Origin of the sequence: Thermosporothrix hazakensis (genome assembly GCF_003253565.1) — a bacterium.
Taxonomy (GTDB): domain Bacteria; phylum Chloroflexota; class Ktedonobacteria; order Ktedonobacterales; family Ktedonobacteraceae; genus Thermosporothrix; species Thermosporothrix hazakensis.
The window spans coordinates 59,541-73,831 of sequence record NZ_QKUF01000028.1 but is presented as its reverse complement, the minus strand read 5'-3'; the positions used below and the strand labels follow the sequence as shown (position 1 = coordinate 73,831).

The following is a 14,291-nucleotide window of genomic DNA, read 5'->3' as shown; positions in this document are numbered from 1 at the left end:
GAGAGCGCAAAAGGGAACTGTCTGGCCAGCACAGCGCAATACCGCTGCAGGTCATTCCTGGAGACGCCGCGTGCATCCATCCAGAGGCGCAGGCACTTGTTGCGAATGAATTGGGTGGTGCGGATGGCTTCCTCGATGGCGGCGAATTGTGCTTTCGACCCATCGAGCTTGTATTCGTAGATCAGCATCCCTTGCTCCTTGTTCGTCCTCACTATCTTCGCGTATCCTAACACAATGATTGTCTTCTGTCAAGCGAAGGGGAACGTTCTGCCGCTGCTGGCTTCCTGCGCCATCCATCCCCTTGGCTGAAGCCAGGGGCCTTCTGCCGCTTTTTGGTAAGTTTTCCCCTTCCCTCCTCATATCGTATAATGGGTATAAGGAGGGAACGTCTATGAACTATCAGAAGCAAACCATGAAACGAGCCTTTGCAGAGATTTGTCAGGGCGTTGATCCCTGGATCGCTCTCGGAAACTTCATGAACGAATGGTTCGTCTACTCCGTTGATGATCGCTCTCAGCTTGTCTCTGAACTAATTCACCTGCCAGAGCAGGCGACCCCTTCACAGCTCCAGTGGGCCGCCTTTTGCGCCGCATCGGTTGAGTACCTCTGCCAGAAATACAACGTTCCCTGCCCGGCCTGGCCGCAAACTCTCAACTTCAAGCTCCCTATTCCCTGGTATTACCCTGCCAAAACTCAGTATCTGATAGAACGAACGCCAGAACCGTTCCGACGCCGCAATATCTATTGCGGAGATAAAATGTTCAACAATAAGACCGAGATTCGTAGCCCTCTGGGCATTTGAGAAGATGCTTCATCCACACAACCTACAGAACTACAGAACTACAGAAACCAAAGAACCCCCCGAAAAAGGTCTGTAGTTGTTGCTCCTGCACCCAATGATCTAGGTGTTTTCAAGGTCATCAGCAAGGAAAGCAGACAATACAAACTCAGATGCTGATATACGCTCTACCATCTCAAATTGGCCAAAATTCGGGCATACATTTGCCGGGGTGCACAGATTTATGCATCCCGGCAAAATATCGATGTTACGACGCCTTCAGGGGGCTCTTATACTCCCTCGCCATTCTTCTCGTCACCTGACACGCTCTCAACCAGCTCAGATATGTCCGTCTCCAGCACTTTCGCTATTCTCGCGAGCGTCTCCAGAGTGATATTGGTGTGCGGATTGTGGAAAATTCGCCTGATAATCGTGATATCGACCCCTGACTGTAGAAAAAGCTGCCTCTGACTCAGTCCCTTTTGCTGAGCGATTTCTTTGACTTTTAAACGAAATAGCATGCTGACTCCCCTGGTTCAACTATAGAGGAGTCTACCAAGCCACCCTGATTTAGAATAGCATGGTATTTTTCACGATGTTTGATAACATGATGTGAGTAATCGTATGTTTATAACCAGGATGATTAAAACCATTATGGTTCATAGGGTTGGAGGGAGCAATGACACAAAACAGCAAAGTTACACGTTTACTGGCTCAGATCAGCGAGGAATATGAAGCAGCTCAACGTGGACTGACTGGCCTGGCGCAAGGCACATCTCAACACACATTCATTACAAAGCGAATGGAACGGATAGCAGACCTTCATAGCCATTTGAGGGAGCTGGTAGGAGAGGAGGCGATGGCTCTTATAGTAAAGCAGCTAGAAGGCCAGCATGAACAACGAAAAAATACACGTTGAGAGAGGAAACAAAAAAGCAAGGGAGCAAAGAAATCAAAACAGGTAAACGATGTTATTTTCGCCTCATCATTACGTTTAAGTGAAAAGACGATATTCATTTGAATGTATACATTCATTGGAGGAACCTATGTATCAACATCCCTCATCACAAGAGCATTTTTCTCATGACTATCAAGCAGGATATACTTCACAACCGACATTCGCGCCACCGCAGCCAACCTATCCACAGCCATCCCAACAGCCCTACGCGCCACAACAACCGCTTCAACACCCCTATCCAGCGCAACAGCCATCTTATCCGCAACAGCCGTCCTATCCGATGCAGCAGCAACCTCTGTATCCACAGCAACAGGTGATGATGCCACCTCAGCACATAGTGGTTCAGCCCCAGGTGCAAAACGTGGTAAACGTCGTCAATGTACAAAAAAAGAAGCTGCCTCTCCTCATCAGACTTCTCTATTTCTGTGTCATTGGTTCATGGCTCGGAACGTCCTGGCTTCTCATTGCACTTATGGTCTGCGCTACCGTTGTGGGCTTTCCCGTTGGCGTCGTCATGCTGGCTCTGACACCAAAGATATACTTTCTGTAGCACCCCACGCGTGAAAGCGGAGCCTACCCCTTGCAAGGGAGAAACTACAGACGGGTTTCTGTAGTTTCTCCCTTTTTTTCTGCACCTGTCTGTAGTTTCCATTGGCTTGTAAAGCCTATGAAGTTGCAAACTACAGAACTACAGAAATCAAAGAAGTCCCGAAAAAGGTCTGTAGTTTTCTCTTCCGTGCAAGGGGTTGTCTCTCTTCCCTGGAAGATTCATCATGTTGTCCGTACAATATTCTCTCTAATAGGATATCTTGTTGTAACAAGATTGTTGTAAGTACAACATAATTATATTCATAATAATATTATTATCATAATAATATTATTATTTAAAATAATAACTATTTTAGAATAGACAGTGTTGTATGGACATCCTGTACTCTACCCCTTGCACGGTAAAAACTACAGACAAATTTCGGGCGTTTCTTGAGTTTCTGCAGTCTGTAGTTTCTGTAGTTTTGCTCGTTTGGCTCTACAAGCCAGTGCAAGCTGCAGGTAAAGAGGAGAAACTACAGACTTTTGTTTGTAGGATCCCCTTGCACGGCAAAAACTACAGACCATTTTCGGGCGTTTCTTTGGTTTCTGTAGTTCTGCAGTTTCTGTAGATTGTGTGGATGACGGTGCTTGAGAAGCTTCATCAGAAAAGCCAAACCTCCATTTTTTAGAATACTCTGGCAAAAAGTGCAGATTCTTTAAAGGCCTCGCCAGGTATCGAAAACTGAGTCCAAATAACTTAAAGCGAAAAGTGCAGACTTTTTAAGGGGGTAGTCTGTAGTATCTGTAGTCTTCAGTTTCTGCACATCTCTTCATCGGCTTTCCGCCCTGCCTGGAGTAAATTTGTGGAACGCAAACTACAGACTCTGATCTACTCCTTGCCTTGCACGGTCTAAAATAGTCTTGCAAAAAAGCACAATCAGTGCTCAATTAGAAAGATTGTGAGGTATTACTTAAATGGCTAAAAATAAAAGAAACTTGCGTCAAACTTGATAAAACATGGTATACTTCCTTTTAGAAAACCAAGCCGGTGTAGCTCAGGGGTAGAGCAGCGGTTTTGTTTACGCTAAGACAACGGTTTTCAAAGAAGGAGCAATGGTTATGTTGAAAATGTCAACACACCAAAAAAAGAAAAAGTGGCTTATCAAGCCACCTGGAATCAAAGAGCCGGTGAAGGGATTCGAACCCCCGGCCGGCGGTTTACAAAACCGCTGCTCTACCCCTGAGCTACACCGGCTAGCCTTATCGGCAAGAAGGATTATACCAGCCTCTACCACACTCTGTCAACCCCTTTTCCGCACTTCTACCTTCGCTCCTGGCTCAAAAGCGCTTCTCTTAGCATCGTCAATCAGTACCACAAGTCTCGAAACGTTTTTTCGCTCTGTTACGTATTCTAAGAGAACTCTATTGTATGATGTAAGGATATATATCACACGTATAGATACTTTACGCAAAAATATCACAATCAGCAATTAATCGAATTTCTATCTAAAAAAATACAGCTTAAAGTCTCTACAAATGTAACGCTTTTTTTCTTTCTATGAGAGGGAGGGTTCATATGGTCCAGGCGTATCAACAACAAGAGAGCCCTGCGGCTCCATCTCAAAAAACCATTCTTGTCGTTGAAGATGATCGTAATATAGGCTTAATGCTGGTAGAGGTGCTGAGTCAGGAGACACCATATCAAACCCTGCTGGTTACGGATGGAAAGCAAGCTCTTAATGCATTTGCCCGCGTCAAACCAGATCTCTTTATTACGGATTACCTGTTACCAGAAATGAACGGACTTGAGCTGTATGACTGTCTGCAAGCGAGGGCCGAATTGAAATGCCCTCCGACGATTCTTATGAGCTCACAAATGCCTCCCCTTGAGGAAGTAAAAAAGCGCGATCTTGTGCCTTTGACCAAGCCGTTCGATCTGGATGATTTTCTGAACACCGTTGAAGCCCTTATTCAATAACCATCCACAAGCGACCACTCAACCGCGCTTGTAATATTGGACACCGAGAAACAGTGTCCAACACTATTTCAGTCCAATCAGCGCCCTCAATCCCCATCTGGTCTACTCTACTACTCCCCCTCTACATATGGTTCATCCTGTCGCCGCAAAACTGCCGAAATTGGCTCTAGAAGCGTCAAAGCGATGTTATCCCAGAGCAAAAGGAAGTAGAGACTGCGCAGAAAGTTCTTGGCATTTGCCGCCTTTCTCCATGAGGAGACATCAGCTTTGCGCTGAACATAACAGGACTCAATCCACTGAAGCAGAAACTCCTGCTCTATCTGTTTCCCCAGGATCATATGATATGCCACCGTGGCCAGACGAACATCTTCCTCGTTGAACAGCGGCACCGGAAGCCTGCACAACATACTTAAGGTGCGCAGAATATCCTTACGATCATCAAGCTCGATATGCTGGTTTTGTGCACAGATGTCCAGCGCGTCAGCAAGATGCGCCATCGCATGGGCCCATCCTTTCCCCTCAACATAGCCCCGCCAGTCCCGTTCCTCTCGGGCATACCGCAGTAATGCGCTCTTTGTCTGCTTCACTGTCTTTGGCGAGAGGGCTGGCACCTTTGCATCGGTATAGAGAATGGCCGCGATAATAAGGTTAGAGAAGCTTCGCATAAAGACTGAATCAGTACCGGCCTCGCCAATGCGAAAAAACAGGTGTTCCTGGCTCAAAAGCAGCTTCAAAAGTTGTTCCAGTTGCTCTCCATTCAGCTTGTTCTGCGCGAGAATGCCACTGGCAAGGATCATATAGCTGAGTTCATCACGCAACTCTTCATCAGGTGATCCCAGGTTTTGAAGCAGTGCAATCGCAAACTCGAACGGATCCAGTTCATCAGGAACACTATACTCTCGATTTGCAATAGAGCGTAAAAATTGTTTATCAGTAGCTTTTTCGACAACAGGCAGCATAACAATAAACTCCCCTCTTCCTGTAGTGTGTCATTGCCATCGAAATAGAAACTGATGCCAGCGCCGGGGTACTACCACCTCGTTTGCCGCACCGATAGAGTGTTCACTACGTGGATATGCCTTCATAAATACTTTTTCAATAGATGGTCTTCCTGCCTCTACCCATAGTCGGATCTGCTGATCCAGAAGCTGAATCAGATTCCGCCCGTCGCCAAAGGAACGAATCACAATGCGATCAGGCTCAGTGCCTGGCTCATGAGCAGGCATACATACAAGCATACAGAACCCCTTGCCATCAAACAGACACGGAGCCATCAGAGCGCGTTCCCGCGTCATTCCCCAGTTCCCCTGTAAAGGCAGACAATGTCGCTGAAGAAAGGCTCCCTTTGCTAAGAGGAAGCCGATATGCGGTACCCGCACCATTAACCAGTGAAACAGGCCGCCATACAGGTCGAGAATCGAGACGGGTACAGATGGCAGGGTGTCCCGGCCCTTTTTGCGCAATAAGCGGCGGATCTGGCTGATATCGCTCTCTGTATCCACTCTAACACTCACCGTATTCGGTTCTATTTCCACATCCTGTACGGTATCTGCCAGCAGTCCCCTCAGCCCCATAAAGCCACATGGTCGTTGCACACATTGCACAAAATAGCCTTCTTGTTTCTCAAACACAACAGCTAGTTGTGGTCCATTTAGATTTAATGGGAGTTCCAGCTTGCCCCCGGGCTTCAATTGTTCATACCAGGCGGGCGCAATGTCCACTGATCCCACAGTCAAAACAATACGGTCATAAGGGGCAGCCTCCGCATAGCCAAAGAAGCCATCACGCTGCACCACCTGAACCTGTGGGAACCCGGCTGCCTGGATATGCTCCTGCGCCGTCTCTACAAGATCCTGATCAATGTCAACCGACACCACCTGCCCCTCTTCACCGACAAGATATGCCATCAGGGCCGCGTTATAGCCAGTACCTGCCCCTATCTCCAGCACACGCGCCCCCGGCTGGAGATCCAGCATTTCCAGCATGAGTGCCATGATGGCGGGCTGAGATGAAGAGCTTATCGCCTTTCCGTCCAGCATTCTGGTGACAATGGGTTGATCGCGGTACACCTCTTCAAGCGGCACATGCGGCAAGAACAGATGCCGAGGAATCGCCCGAAACGCCTCCTGCACGCGGGGCGAGGTAATCAACCCCTTATACACCAGCTCATCCACCAGCTTCTGCTGGAGTGCAGCGGCTCTTTGTTGTTCCTCCTGCTCTCTTGCTTTGTCCATGCAATGGCTCCTTCCTCTCTTCTTTCGGGCTGTCCCTTGTAATGCCACTCCTTCTACACTTTACACGAATCACAGAATACTTCAGGATATTTCTTTCCTGTTCCTATCTTACCCTACCTGCCAGTATCTGTCTGTGGCTTATTTCCCAATTTGAGGTGAATTGCGCTATTCCCGTAATTTATGGAGAAAATACAAGCGCCAGAGAAGCGGTTCTGGCGCTTTCGTTCTTCTAAGCGGGCAGCTCACGCCGATGCCAGTCGGTCAACTGCTGATAGGCGTGAACCATCCGCAAGATTGTTGCCTCCTCGAACGGCTTGCCAACGACCTGCATACCAATCGGGAGCCCGTCCTGCGTAAAGCCCGCCGGGAACGAGACAGCCGGCAACCCTGTAATATTAAACGGCATGGTCAGACGCAACAGAGTATCAGCAGCATTGTTGACTTCGCCGTCAACAACCACCGTTTTCCCCTCGTGCTCCAGAGGAATCGGCGGAACAGGAATCGTCGGCAAGACAAATGCATGGATCTGGCGCAGGGCAGAACGCATACTCCCGCTCAGCGACCACTTCTCATGAAGCGCCTGTACATAATCAACCGCGCTGATCTGCGCCCCTTCCAGCAAGCGGGTGCGCACGGTCTCGCCATACTTCTCAAGCTGCTGCTCAAACCATCCCTGCTGCTTATGGGCAAGCGTCGCCTCTGGCTTCTGGATAGTACGATAGAGCGTTATGGTTGGAACCGGGACCTCGATCTCGATAACCTCAACACCATTTTCTTCCAGCACCCGCAATGTAGCTTTCCAGGCAGCGCGAATCTCTGGATCAAGCGGGGCAACAAATGACTCCTGCACAACGCCTACCCGCAGCCCTTGCAGCGAAAGCGGACCACGCCCCTCAACACCCTTAATCAAGTTGGCCGTTGAACGTGAAGGCGCACTGGGCGGGCCAGAGACACTATTAGGGTCTCGTGGATCATACTTTGCGATCACATCGAATAACAGCGCACAGTCTTCTGCACTATGCCCCATTGGCCCCACATGATCCAGCGACCAGCTTAAAGGGATCACTCCGTAGCAACTGACCCGGCCATAGGTTGGCTTGAGACCAGTGATTCCACAGCAAGACGATGGCACCCGAATAGAGCCGCCGGTATCTGTACCAATCGCGCCCAAACACATGCCAGCAGCGACCGCAGCCGCAGAACCACCACTGGAACCGCCCGCCGAGCGCAAATGGTTCCACGGGTTACAGGTCGGCGCCGAGAACGGCCCATAGGCAAATTCAAAGTTTCGTGTCTTGCCAATGATAATAGCCCCGGCCTTACGCAACTGCTCTACAACCGCTGCATCTTCTGTGGCAACGTGATTCTCCAATATGGCAGACCCGGCAGTAGTTGGCACCCCCTTTACATGGATCAGGTCTTTAACCGCAATGGGAATACCCTGCAAGGGGCTACGATACAGCCCCGTCCGAAGCTCTTTTTCGGCCTGCTCCGCGTCCCGAAGCGCCTCCTCCTTCATCAGAGTGACAAAGGCCTGAATCTCGCCCTCAACCTGCTCTATCCGGGCAAATATTTCTTCAACCAGCTCTGTTGGCGTGATAATCCCGGCGCGTATCTCCTCGGCGGTTTCACGAATTGATGTATACGGCATAAGCGCAGTTTCTTTCCTCTCTTTACCGCAGACAGCGGCATTCTTGAACCAGTCAATGCGTCTATGGCCCCTATTGTATCAGGTTTCCCGACCTCCTGACTCGCGCTAGACCAGCCACTCGCTTTGGTAGGGTGTGAGCGAAAAAAGCGACTCGACCGGTACCCCCAGATAGGCACTTATTCGTAGCGCCAGAGCCAGACCGGGCGTCACTTTTTGGGTCTCAATAAACCCCAATTCACTGTAACGAAGGTCCAGCGCTTGCGCGAGCTCTTCGCGAGAAATTCCTTTCTCTTTCCGTACAGCTTCAATTCGGTTATACACCGGATGCTCACGAAACGATGTCACGGACGCTCATCCTTTCACACAAATCCAGCACGCTGTTTGCATTCAGTATATGTCATCATATTGTGGGCAGACAAACAGCACAAAAAAAAGAGCGCTCCCATCAGGAGGAGGAGCGCCCACGCGAAGGGATCATTAGTAGACCAGGATACACGTATTTATATCCGTAAACTCATAAATCCAGCTCATCTCAGCAACCGGGAAGTTGATACACCCATGTGAACCGGTACTGGCCGACTCGTTGCCGCTTGAGTCAACATGCGGGAACTGAGTTCCCGGACCATAATCCAGCCGCCAATCACTATCATGCAGGTAATACTCAGGATAACAATAGCGCACCGTATAGTTGAGGTGTGTCGGCGGATAGGCCATCGGGCTTCCCGGAGGAGCACTTGAGGTGAAGAGATCAGGAGATTTCTTGGTCAAGACGTGCCATTTGCCCGGGACAGCCGGGAATTCAGGCCGCCCGGTCGTGGTATACATGGCCTTCTTCAGCACGCCATTCTCATACGCCCGCATCACCTGCTCGGCCAGGGAAACCACAATCACGCGCTCGTTCATTTTGCCGTACCGCTTCATCATCTGCAAATCAACCTCATGCGGCTGATCATAGGGTGTAGTATCTTTGCGGTTCTGCTTCATATACTGGAAGTGTAGCTCGTACATATCCAGATCTTTGACCATCTGGCGGTAGGCCTCAAGTGTTACCTCGCCCGGCACAAAATACCAGATCCCATCCTGTAACGTCTTATTGCCCTCCAGACCCTGATTGATCTGCCAGACTGCGCCCTCTACGCCATATTCAAAGCCAAGCGCATACTTGATACCCGAGGAGGGATTCTGATAGTAGTTTTCCTTGCCCCATTGCTCGACCTCCTGTTGAAGCTGATCCCGACGCACGATAATTTCGGCCTGCAATGCAGGCATTTCACAGTCATCCAGATGCTTCTTCAGTGTGTTCAGCGCCTTCTGATACGCACTATCTGTCTTTGCGCTCTGTAGTGCCTGTCTGTCAGCCTCATACTGTTGCTTATAGGTACTGTTATCCTTTTTCGCTTTTGTGAGCCATTCGAGGCGTTTCTGGAAGAGCGCAAGCTGTTCTTCTCCCTGCTTCGTTAAGCCGGGGCTAATTGTCGGCGTTGGGGTCGTTTTCGTCTCGGAAGGTGGCTGGTTCCCCTGAGCTCTTTCAGGGCTACAGGCACTCAATAACGCCAGCAGCGAGAGGTGTATCCCACCAACCAATGCTGCTCGTCGTGTATGCTTTCTGCCATTCATTTGCATTTTTTTCCAGATCATCTTTATAACATAATCCTTGCTTTAAAAAAAAGAGGAAAGAAAATAGTAACAGGCCCCCGATATGGAGTAACCTCTACAAAAGATATCGTGAAAAGTGGAAAAACATCACATTTTTTCAGATAATTGGGGAAGGTAAGGGAGAGCAATGCCGATTAAGACAAGTTTCCTGTTTGTCAGGAACAGCCTGCCAGGCTGATTTATGCATCAATGAGTAGCTTCCCTCTTGCAGAGTTTATTGACTCTGTGCTACTCTCTATTACGGATTTATCCTCGCTATTCATCAGGTAAAGGAGTGGTAACCGCACGGCACAAAAGCTCGCTCCACCTCTGAACACCCGGTTCAGAGGGCGAAACTCTTTCCTCTCTTTTTCGCATGCTGGGCCGCACTTCGGCACAGGCGGTTGTGAGCGTGTTGGAACACTGAAAAGGTGCCCTGAAAACCTGACGAATAGGCATCTAATATCTTTGACAATGCATAGTTTCTATCAAGAGGTATACAACTATGCCCTACGCAGTGGGGAAATTTTACGAGCAGGTCAGTGATTATGACCTGGAATATCAATCACAGTCAGAACAGGATGTGCCGTTCTGGCGGGAATTGCTACAGCGCCTTGCACCCAAACGCGTGCTTGAGCTGGCCTGTGGCAGTGGGAGGATCGGCCTGGAATTGCTCCAGGGTCCGGGTGATTTTTTGCTTGATGGGCTGGACCTTGAGCCTTCGATGCTTAAAGCCTATCGGCGCAAGCTTGCGTTACAGCCCATTGAGCTTCAGCAGCGCGTTGCACTCTATGAAGGCAACATGACCAGCTACCAGCTCCCTCGAAAGGGTTTCTACGACCTGATCTTTCTTCCCTTTAACTCTATCTGCCACCTCTTCGAGATTGAAGACCAGATAGCCACATTTAAAAACGCCTATGACCATCTTGCCCCCGGTGGCTACTTCGTGGTAGATACCCAGCTCCCCGACCTCGATTATCTGAGCAATGCCTTGAATAATCCCTCACACGTCTATCTGGAAGATGAGCTTGAAGATCCAAACGGCGAGTTCACCATGCATGTGTATACAACCCGACGGTATGACCCCAATGAACAGCTTCAGCGCCTCTCCTGGGTCCATGAGAAATACTTTGAAACAGGAGAAAATGAACGCTATCTGACCAAGCTGGAGATGCATGTCTTCTTCCCGCGCGAGCTTCAATTGCTCTTCCTCAGTACGGGCTTTGCGATTGATGCCATTTATGGTGACTATACCTTTAAGCCCTTCGGCAAAGGAACGCGTCAGATTATCGTCGGACAAAAACCACACTGATTCTCCTGTCACGTTCTACGCTTTCGCGGTATCGGTGTCATCAGCCGGGCATCGGTACCGCTTCTACTTTAGAAGAGTACTTTCGGCATATATTTCCCGCGCTTCTATCCCCTGTCTTCTCTGCTGTTGTAGAATGCAGAGAACAGAACTGACAGAAGCCCACAGGTGGAAGTTGAAGGGAAAGGACTGCATGAACTCTATCGAAACTCTCGCATTCACTACGGAGCCAGAGGCATCGATACCTCCCACAGATACCCGGCTCTGGGTTCTGCTAGAAAAGGCAAAGAACCTCCCGTATGGGATCGCCAATCTCCCACACCCGGTACAACGCTGGCTAGCATCAGCGGCAACCGTTTCGCCCCACTGTCGGCTGCATCTTATCAGCCAACGGTTTCCACACCGCCACGGCCTGACCTGCTTTATCTGTATCTCACGTGAATGCCAGAGCCTGCTGTACCGCTTTCACTTTATCGCGTACGAGCATCTGACACGGCTTGATTTCGCCTCACTGCTGCTCGGTCACCCCTGCTATCGCTCTTTTCTCTCGCCAGCGCCGCTTTACCTCACCAACCTGACAACTGCTTCCCGGGCCTTCACACAGCTCTCCAGTCAGGCAGAAGTCTGGCAAATCACAGACCTGTCCATTCCCTGTATCATCTATCTGCCTGATGGCCTGCTCTATAGCCCCTCGCATCCAGATGATTACTGGCATATCTGGTCGGCCCATCAACATCAAAGGATTTATCTTCCCTGTTATAGGGGTCGCTCCTGCCATTCAGCGGCGACACAGAGGGCCGAAAACCTATTACGCCAGATCAGCCAGAATGACTACATGCATGCATTTCAGCTTTACTATGAACAGGGTGATCGGCATATCGACTTCAGCGAGCCGCGCAAAGGGCTGCTTCATTGTCTCGATCTTGTCTTAGAGGGTACAACCCATCACCTGCGCGGCTATAGCCGTCAGTATCTTCCGAGACTCTTGCAGAGAGAGTAAACAGGGGCGCTAGTGAGCCCCTGCCTTTCCCTGGATTATGTAGTTGGTGTGGTTGACTGCGTTGGCTGCTGCGTCGGCACCGTCGTTGGTTGCTGCGTCGGCTCCTGAGTCGGCTGCTGCGTCGGCTCCTGAGTCGGTTGCTGTGTTGGCTCCTGAGTCGGCTGCTGTGTTGGCTCGACAGTCGGCGTGACGCCCTGCGTCGGCTCAGGGTTTACTGGCTCCTCGGTTGAAACGGGACTATCTGGTGTTTCCGTTGCCGAAGGGTTATCTCCACCACCATACTCGGACTGATCCGTATTCCCGTCATCAGCCGGGGTCACTCCTGGCTGCACCGTCTGTTGCGTCGATGGCGTTGTCCCGGGCGTCACTACATTGCGCGACGCAGGAGATGGCATATGTTGCCCCTCACCGAAGGATGTGCGCAACGGATTGACAAGCAGCGCAAACGCAATACTGGCGATCATGAGCAGAGCAGTCAGCGCAAAGAGCACCTGCGGCGTGCGAAAGGCCCTTTGAATCTCCTTGCCCAGACTCTGCTTTCCCTGTCCATGCTTCACCGGTGGTTGAGGGGGTGAGGCCGGAGCCATCGTGCGCGGCATTGGCGTTGGAATGACCGGCCTGGGAGTCATAGGCGGTTCCGGCGTGACTTGCCTGGTCAATACCGTTGGAATATACTCCTCCTCATCAGAGGCCTGCCGAACGACAACGCTGGCAGTCTCCATCTCCTGAATGTCTTTCTTCTGAGTATTCTCGGGCACCAGCGTCTCAATCTTTGCCAGACGCTCTTTCTGTTCGCTCTCCTGCTGAACCTGATCGATAGGGATCAGCATTGTCTCCTGCTCTTCCAGCCTCTGTTCAGCCTTTCCATCATCCACGATGAGAATCGTCATAATGTCATCGAGCTTTTCCTGTGTCTGAGGCTCTTTCTGAACAGGGGCTTTCTCCTTACTCTCGACATCCTCGGGCCAGAAGAATGTATCTTCCTCCAGATGGGGAGGAGTCAGAACCTGCTCACGCTCCTGTGTATCCTCATCAGCCTCATCCGGGGCCGAGGAAGGAGCCGCGTCCTGCTCGTCAGTCTTTGGCCGCTCCTCAGCCGGACCATCATCAGCCATATGCGGTTCATCGACACCGCCTACTTCCTCCACCAGCGTCTGCGTTTTATAGCTGCTCTCGGGCAAGGGCACCAGCGGCGTTGTCGTTGCCTTCAACGCCTCCACAAACTCCTGTACATCGGAGAAGCGCTTCTGTCGATCCTTTTCGAGAGCCCGAAGCACGGCCCGCTCAATATGTTCCGGAATATCCGGGTTAAGCTCACGCGGCGGTACAGGCTGTTCCGTGACATGTTTATACATCAACACGACCGGGTCCGAGCCCTCAAACGGCATCTTCCCGGTTAACAGCTCATAGGCAACACAGCCCAGGGCATATTGATCGCTGGCCTTGCTGATAATGCCTCGATACTGTTCCGGGGCCATATAGCGCGGAGTACCGGTCATACTGACTGATTTCATACTGGCGTTACTGAGCACGATTGCCAACCCGAAATCTGCCAGCAGAGCATCACCCTCCTGGTTGAAGAGGATATTTTCGGGCTTGATATCTCGGTGCACAATCTGCTGTTTATGGGCGAACGCCAGTCCTTCACCCACCTGTTTGAGAATGCGCAGTGCCTCGTTCAAGGGGAGCGCACGCCCTTTCAGTTGTTTCAAGCGACGGCGCAGCGAGCCACGCGCTTCATACTCTGTCACGAGGTAAGGGAATCCTTGATATATATTTATATCCAGCACCGGCAAAATATAGGGGTGCTTGAGAATTTCAAGTAAACGCGCCTCTTCGAGGAATTGTTCCTGCACTTCGCGCGAGTTGAGATAGACGGTATGCAGCAGCTTGATAGCCACTTTGCGGCGCGTCAGGATCACATGTTGCGCCACATAGACGCTACCAAAGCCACCACTATCAAGCGCCTCCACTATTTTATAGCTGCCGAGTTGCTGACCGATAAATGTATTTTGTTCCATAGCAGAATTTTTCCTGATGCGCTTTTCAAAAGAAAGCAGAACTGCTTCAACGAGGACTTTCAGTCAACACAATGTCAAACATCCACTACTAACTACTACACGTTTCGCATACGATAGTAGTTCCCCATTACGGCCCATTTGACACTCAAACCACCGATACCATCCACCCACAGACATTGCGCCAAACTCCATATCA

General features: G+C 50.4%; 13 protein-coding genes, 1 tRNA gene and 1 pseudogene. 6 read left to right on the top strand and 9 right to left on the bottom strand.

Going from position 1 to position 14,291, the window contains the following annotated elements; all coding sequences use genetic code 11:
* Positions 1 to 188: pseudogene (locus tag EI42_RS25650) on the bottom strand (RNA-guided endonuclease InsQ/TnpB family protein); the annotation flags it as partial.
* A 203-nt stretch (positions 189 to 391) separates the two neighbouring features.
* On the opposite strand from EI42_RS25650, the gene EI42_RS25645 reads away from it, so the two are divergent.
* Complete coding sequence (locus tag EI42_RS25645) at positions 392 to 802, top strand: hypothetical protein (protein ID WP_111325497.1); 411 nt, start codon at positions 392 to 394, stop codon at positions 800 to 802.
* Positions 803 to 1,068: 266 nt separating this feature from the next.
* Here EI42_RS25645 and EI42_RS25640 read toward each other — a convergent pair whose 3' ends face one another.
* On the bottom strand, positions 1,069 to 1,299 hold the full coding sequence (locus EI42_RS25640) for a helix-turn-helix domain-containing protein (protein WP_111325496.1): 231 nt from the start codon (positions 1,297 to 1,299) through the stop codon (positions 1,069 to 1,071).
* Positions 1,300 to 1,457: 158 nt separating this feature from the next.
* On the opposite strand from EI42_RS25640, the gene EI42_RS25635 reads away from it, so the two are divergent.
* A complete protein-coding gene (locus EI42_RS25635; RefSeq protein WP_246046341.1) occupies positions 1,458 to 1,697 on the top strand; it encodes a hypothetical protein in 240 nt (79 codons plus the stop codon).
* A 127-nt stretch (positions 1,698 to 1,824) separates the two neighbouring features.
* Complete coding sequence (locus EI42_RS25630) at positions 1,825 to 2,286, top strand: YccF domain-containing protein (RefSeq protein ID WP_111325494.1); 462 nt, start codon at positions 1,825 to 1,827, stop codon at positions 2,284 to 2,286.
* Positions 2,287 to 3,450: 1,164 nt separating this feature from the next.
* On the opposite strand, the gene EI42_RS25625 is transcribed toward EI42_RS25630, so the two are convergent.
* Positions 3,451 to 3,522 (bottom strand) — tRNA-Thr (locus EI42_RS25625).
* 321 nt (positions 3,523 to 3,843) lie between these two features.
* On the opposite strand from EI42_RS25625, the gene EI42_RS25620 reads away from it, so the two are divergent.
* Complete coding sequence (locus EI42_RS25620; RefSeq protein ID WP_246046340.1) at positions 3,844 to 4,245, top strand: response regulator; 402 nt, start codon at positions 3,844 to 3,846, stop codon at positions 4,243 to 4,245.
* Between the two features lie 110 nt (positions 4,246 to 4,355).
* Here EI42_RS25620 and EI42_RS25615 read toward each other — a convergent pair whose 3' ends face one another.
* The 5 genes from EI42_RS25615 to EI42_RS25595 form a co-directional block, all read right to left on the bottom strand.
* Complete coding sequence (locus tag EI42_RS25615) at positions 4,356 to 5,204, bottom strand: DUF2785 domain-containing protein (RefSeq protein WP_111325492.1); 849 nt, start codon at positions 5,202 to 5,204, stop codon at positions 4,356 to 4,358.
* A 30-nt stretch (positions 5,205 to 5,234) separates the two neighbouring features.
* On the bottom strand, positions 5,235 to 6,479 hold the full coding sequence (locus EI42_RS25610) for a methyltransferase domain-containing protein (protein ID WP_111325491.1): 1,245 nt from the start codon (positions 6,477 to 6,479) through the stop codon (positions 5,235 to 5,237).
* Positions 6,480 to 6,708: 229 nt separating this feature from the next.
* Positions 6,709 to 8,130, bottom strand: a complete 1,422-nt coding sequence (locus EI42_RS25605; protein ID WP_111325490.1) for an amidase — start codon at positions 8,128 to 8,130, stop codon at positions 6,709 to 6,711.
* Between the two features lie 105 nt (positions 8,131 to 8,235).
* Positions 8,236 to 8,475: a helix-turn-helix transcriptional regulator gene (locus EI42_RS25600; RefSeq protein WP_111325489.1), complete on the bottom strand. Its 240-nt coding sequence runs from the start codon at positions 8,473 to 8,475 to the stop codon at positions 8,236 to 8,238.
* A gap of 132 nt (positions 8,476 to 8,607) precedes the next feature.
* Positions 8,608 to 9,768, bottom strand: coding sequence for a L,D-transpeptidase (locus EI42_RS25595; protein WP_111325488.1), 1,161 nt, complete (start codon positions 9,766 to 9,768; stop codon positions 8,608 to 8,610).
* Between the two features lie 502 nt (positions 9,769 to 10,270).
* Between EI42_RS25595 and EI42_RS25590 the strand changes: the two genes are divergently transcribed.
* Together EI42_RS25590 and EI42_RS25585 are read left to right on the top strand one after the other, a co-directional pair.
* The gene (locus EI42_RS25590) at positions 10,271 to 11,077 is read left to right on the top strand and encodes a class I SAM-dependent methyltransferase (protein ID WP_111325487.1); all 807 of its coding nucleotides are present in this window, start codon (positions 10,271 to 10,273) and stop codon (positions 11,075 to 11,077) included.
* A 190-nt stretch (positions 11,078 to 11,267) separates the two neighbouring features.
* Positions 11,268 to 12,074 carry a hypothetical protein gene (locus EI42_RS25585; protein ID WP_111325486.1) on the top strand — a complete coding sequence of 269 codons (807 nt, stop codon included), beginning with the start codon at positions 11,268 to 11,270 and terminating at the stop codon, positions 12,072 to 12,074.
* Positions 12,075 to 12,109: 35 nt separating this feature from the next.
* On the opposite strand, the gene EI42_RS25580 is transcribed toward EI42_RS25585, so the two are convergent.
* Positions 12,110 to 14,095, bottom strand: a complete 1,986-nt coding sequence (locus tag EI42_RS25580; protein WP_111325485.1) for a serine/threonine-protein kinase — start codon at positions 14,093 to 14,095, stop codon at positions 12,110 to 12,112.
* Between the last annotated feature and the right edge of the window lie 196 nt (positions 14,096 to 14,291).

What these genes read in the sequence shown, in the direction of transcription:
- EI42_RS25580 (WP_111325485.1), bottom strand. Translation starts at nt 14,095, where the DNA reads ATGGAACAAAATACATTTATCGGTCAGCAACTCGGCAGCTATAAAATA.
- EI42_RS25595 (WP_111325488.1), bottom strand. Translation starts at nt 9,768, where the DNA reads ATGATCTGGAAAAAAATGCAAATGAATGGCAGAAAGCATACACGACGA.
- EI42_RS25645 (WP_111325497.1), top strand. Translation starts at nt 392, where the DNA reads ATGAACTATCAGAAGCAAACCATGAAACGAGCCTTTGCAGAGATTTGT.
- EI42_RS25605 (WP_111325490.1), bottom strand. Translation starts at nt 8,130, where the DNA reads ATGCCGTATACATCAATTCGTGAAACCGCCGAGGAGATACGCGCCGGG.
- EI42_RS25610 (WP_111325491.1), bottom strand. Translation starts at nt 6,479, where the DNA reads ATGGACAAAGCAAGAGAGCAGGAGGAACAACAAAGAGCCGCTGCACTC.
- EI42_RS25640 (WP_111325496.1), bottom strand. Translation starts at nt 1,299, where the DNA reads ATGCTATTTCGTTTAAAAGTCAAAGAAATCGCTCAGCAAAAGGGACTG.
- EI42_RS25620 (WP_246046340.1), top strand. Translation starts at nt 3,844, where the DNA reads ATGGTCCAGGCGTATCAACAACAAGAGAGCCCTGCGGCTCCATCTCAA.
- EI42_RS25615 (WP_111325492.1), bottom strand. Translation starts at nt 5,204, where the DNA reads ATGCTGCCTGTTGTCGAAAAAGCTACTGATAAACAATTTTTACGCTCT.
- EI42_RS25630 (WP_111325494.1), top strand. Translation starts at nt 1,825, where the DNA reads ATGTATCAACATCCCTCATCACAAGAGCATTTTTCTCATGACTATCAA.
- EI42_RS25590 (WP_111325487.1), top strand. Translation starts at nt 10,271, where the DNA reads ATGCCCTACGCAGTGGGGAAATTTTACGAGCAGGTCAGTGATTATGAC.
- EI42_RS25585 (WP_111325486.1), top strand. Translation starts at nt 11,268, where the DNA reads ATGAACTCTATCGAAACTCTCGCATTCACTACGGAGCCAGAGGCATCG.
- EI42_RS25635 (WP_246046341.1), top strand. Translation starts at nt 1,458, where the DNA reads ATGACACAAAACAGCAAAGTTACACGTTTACTGGCTCAGATCAGCGAG.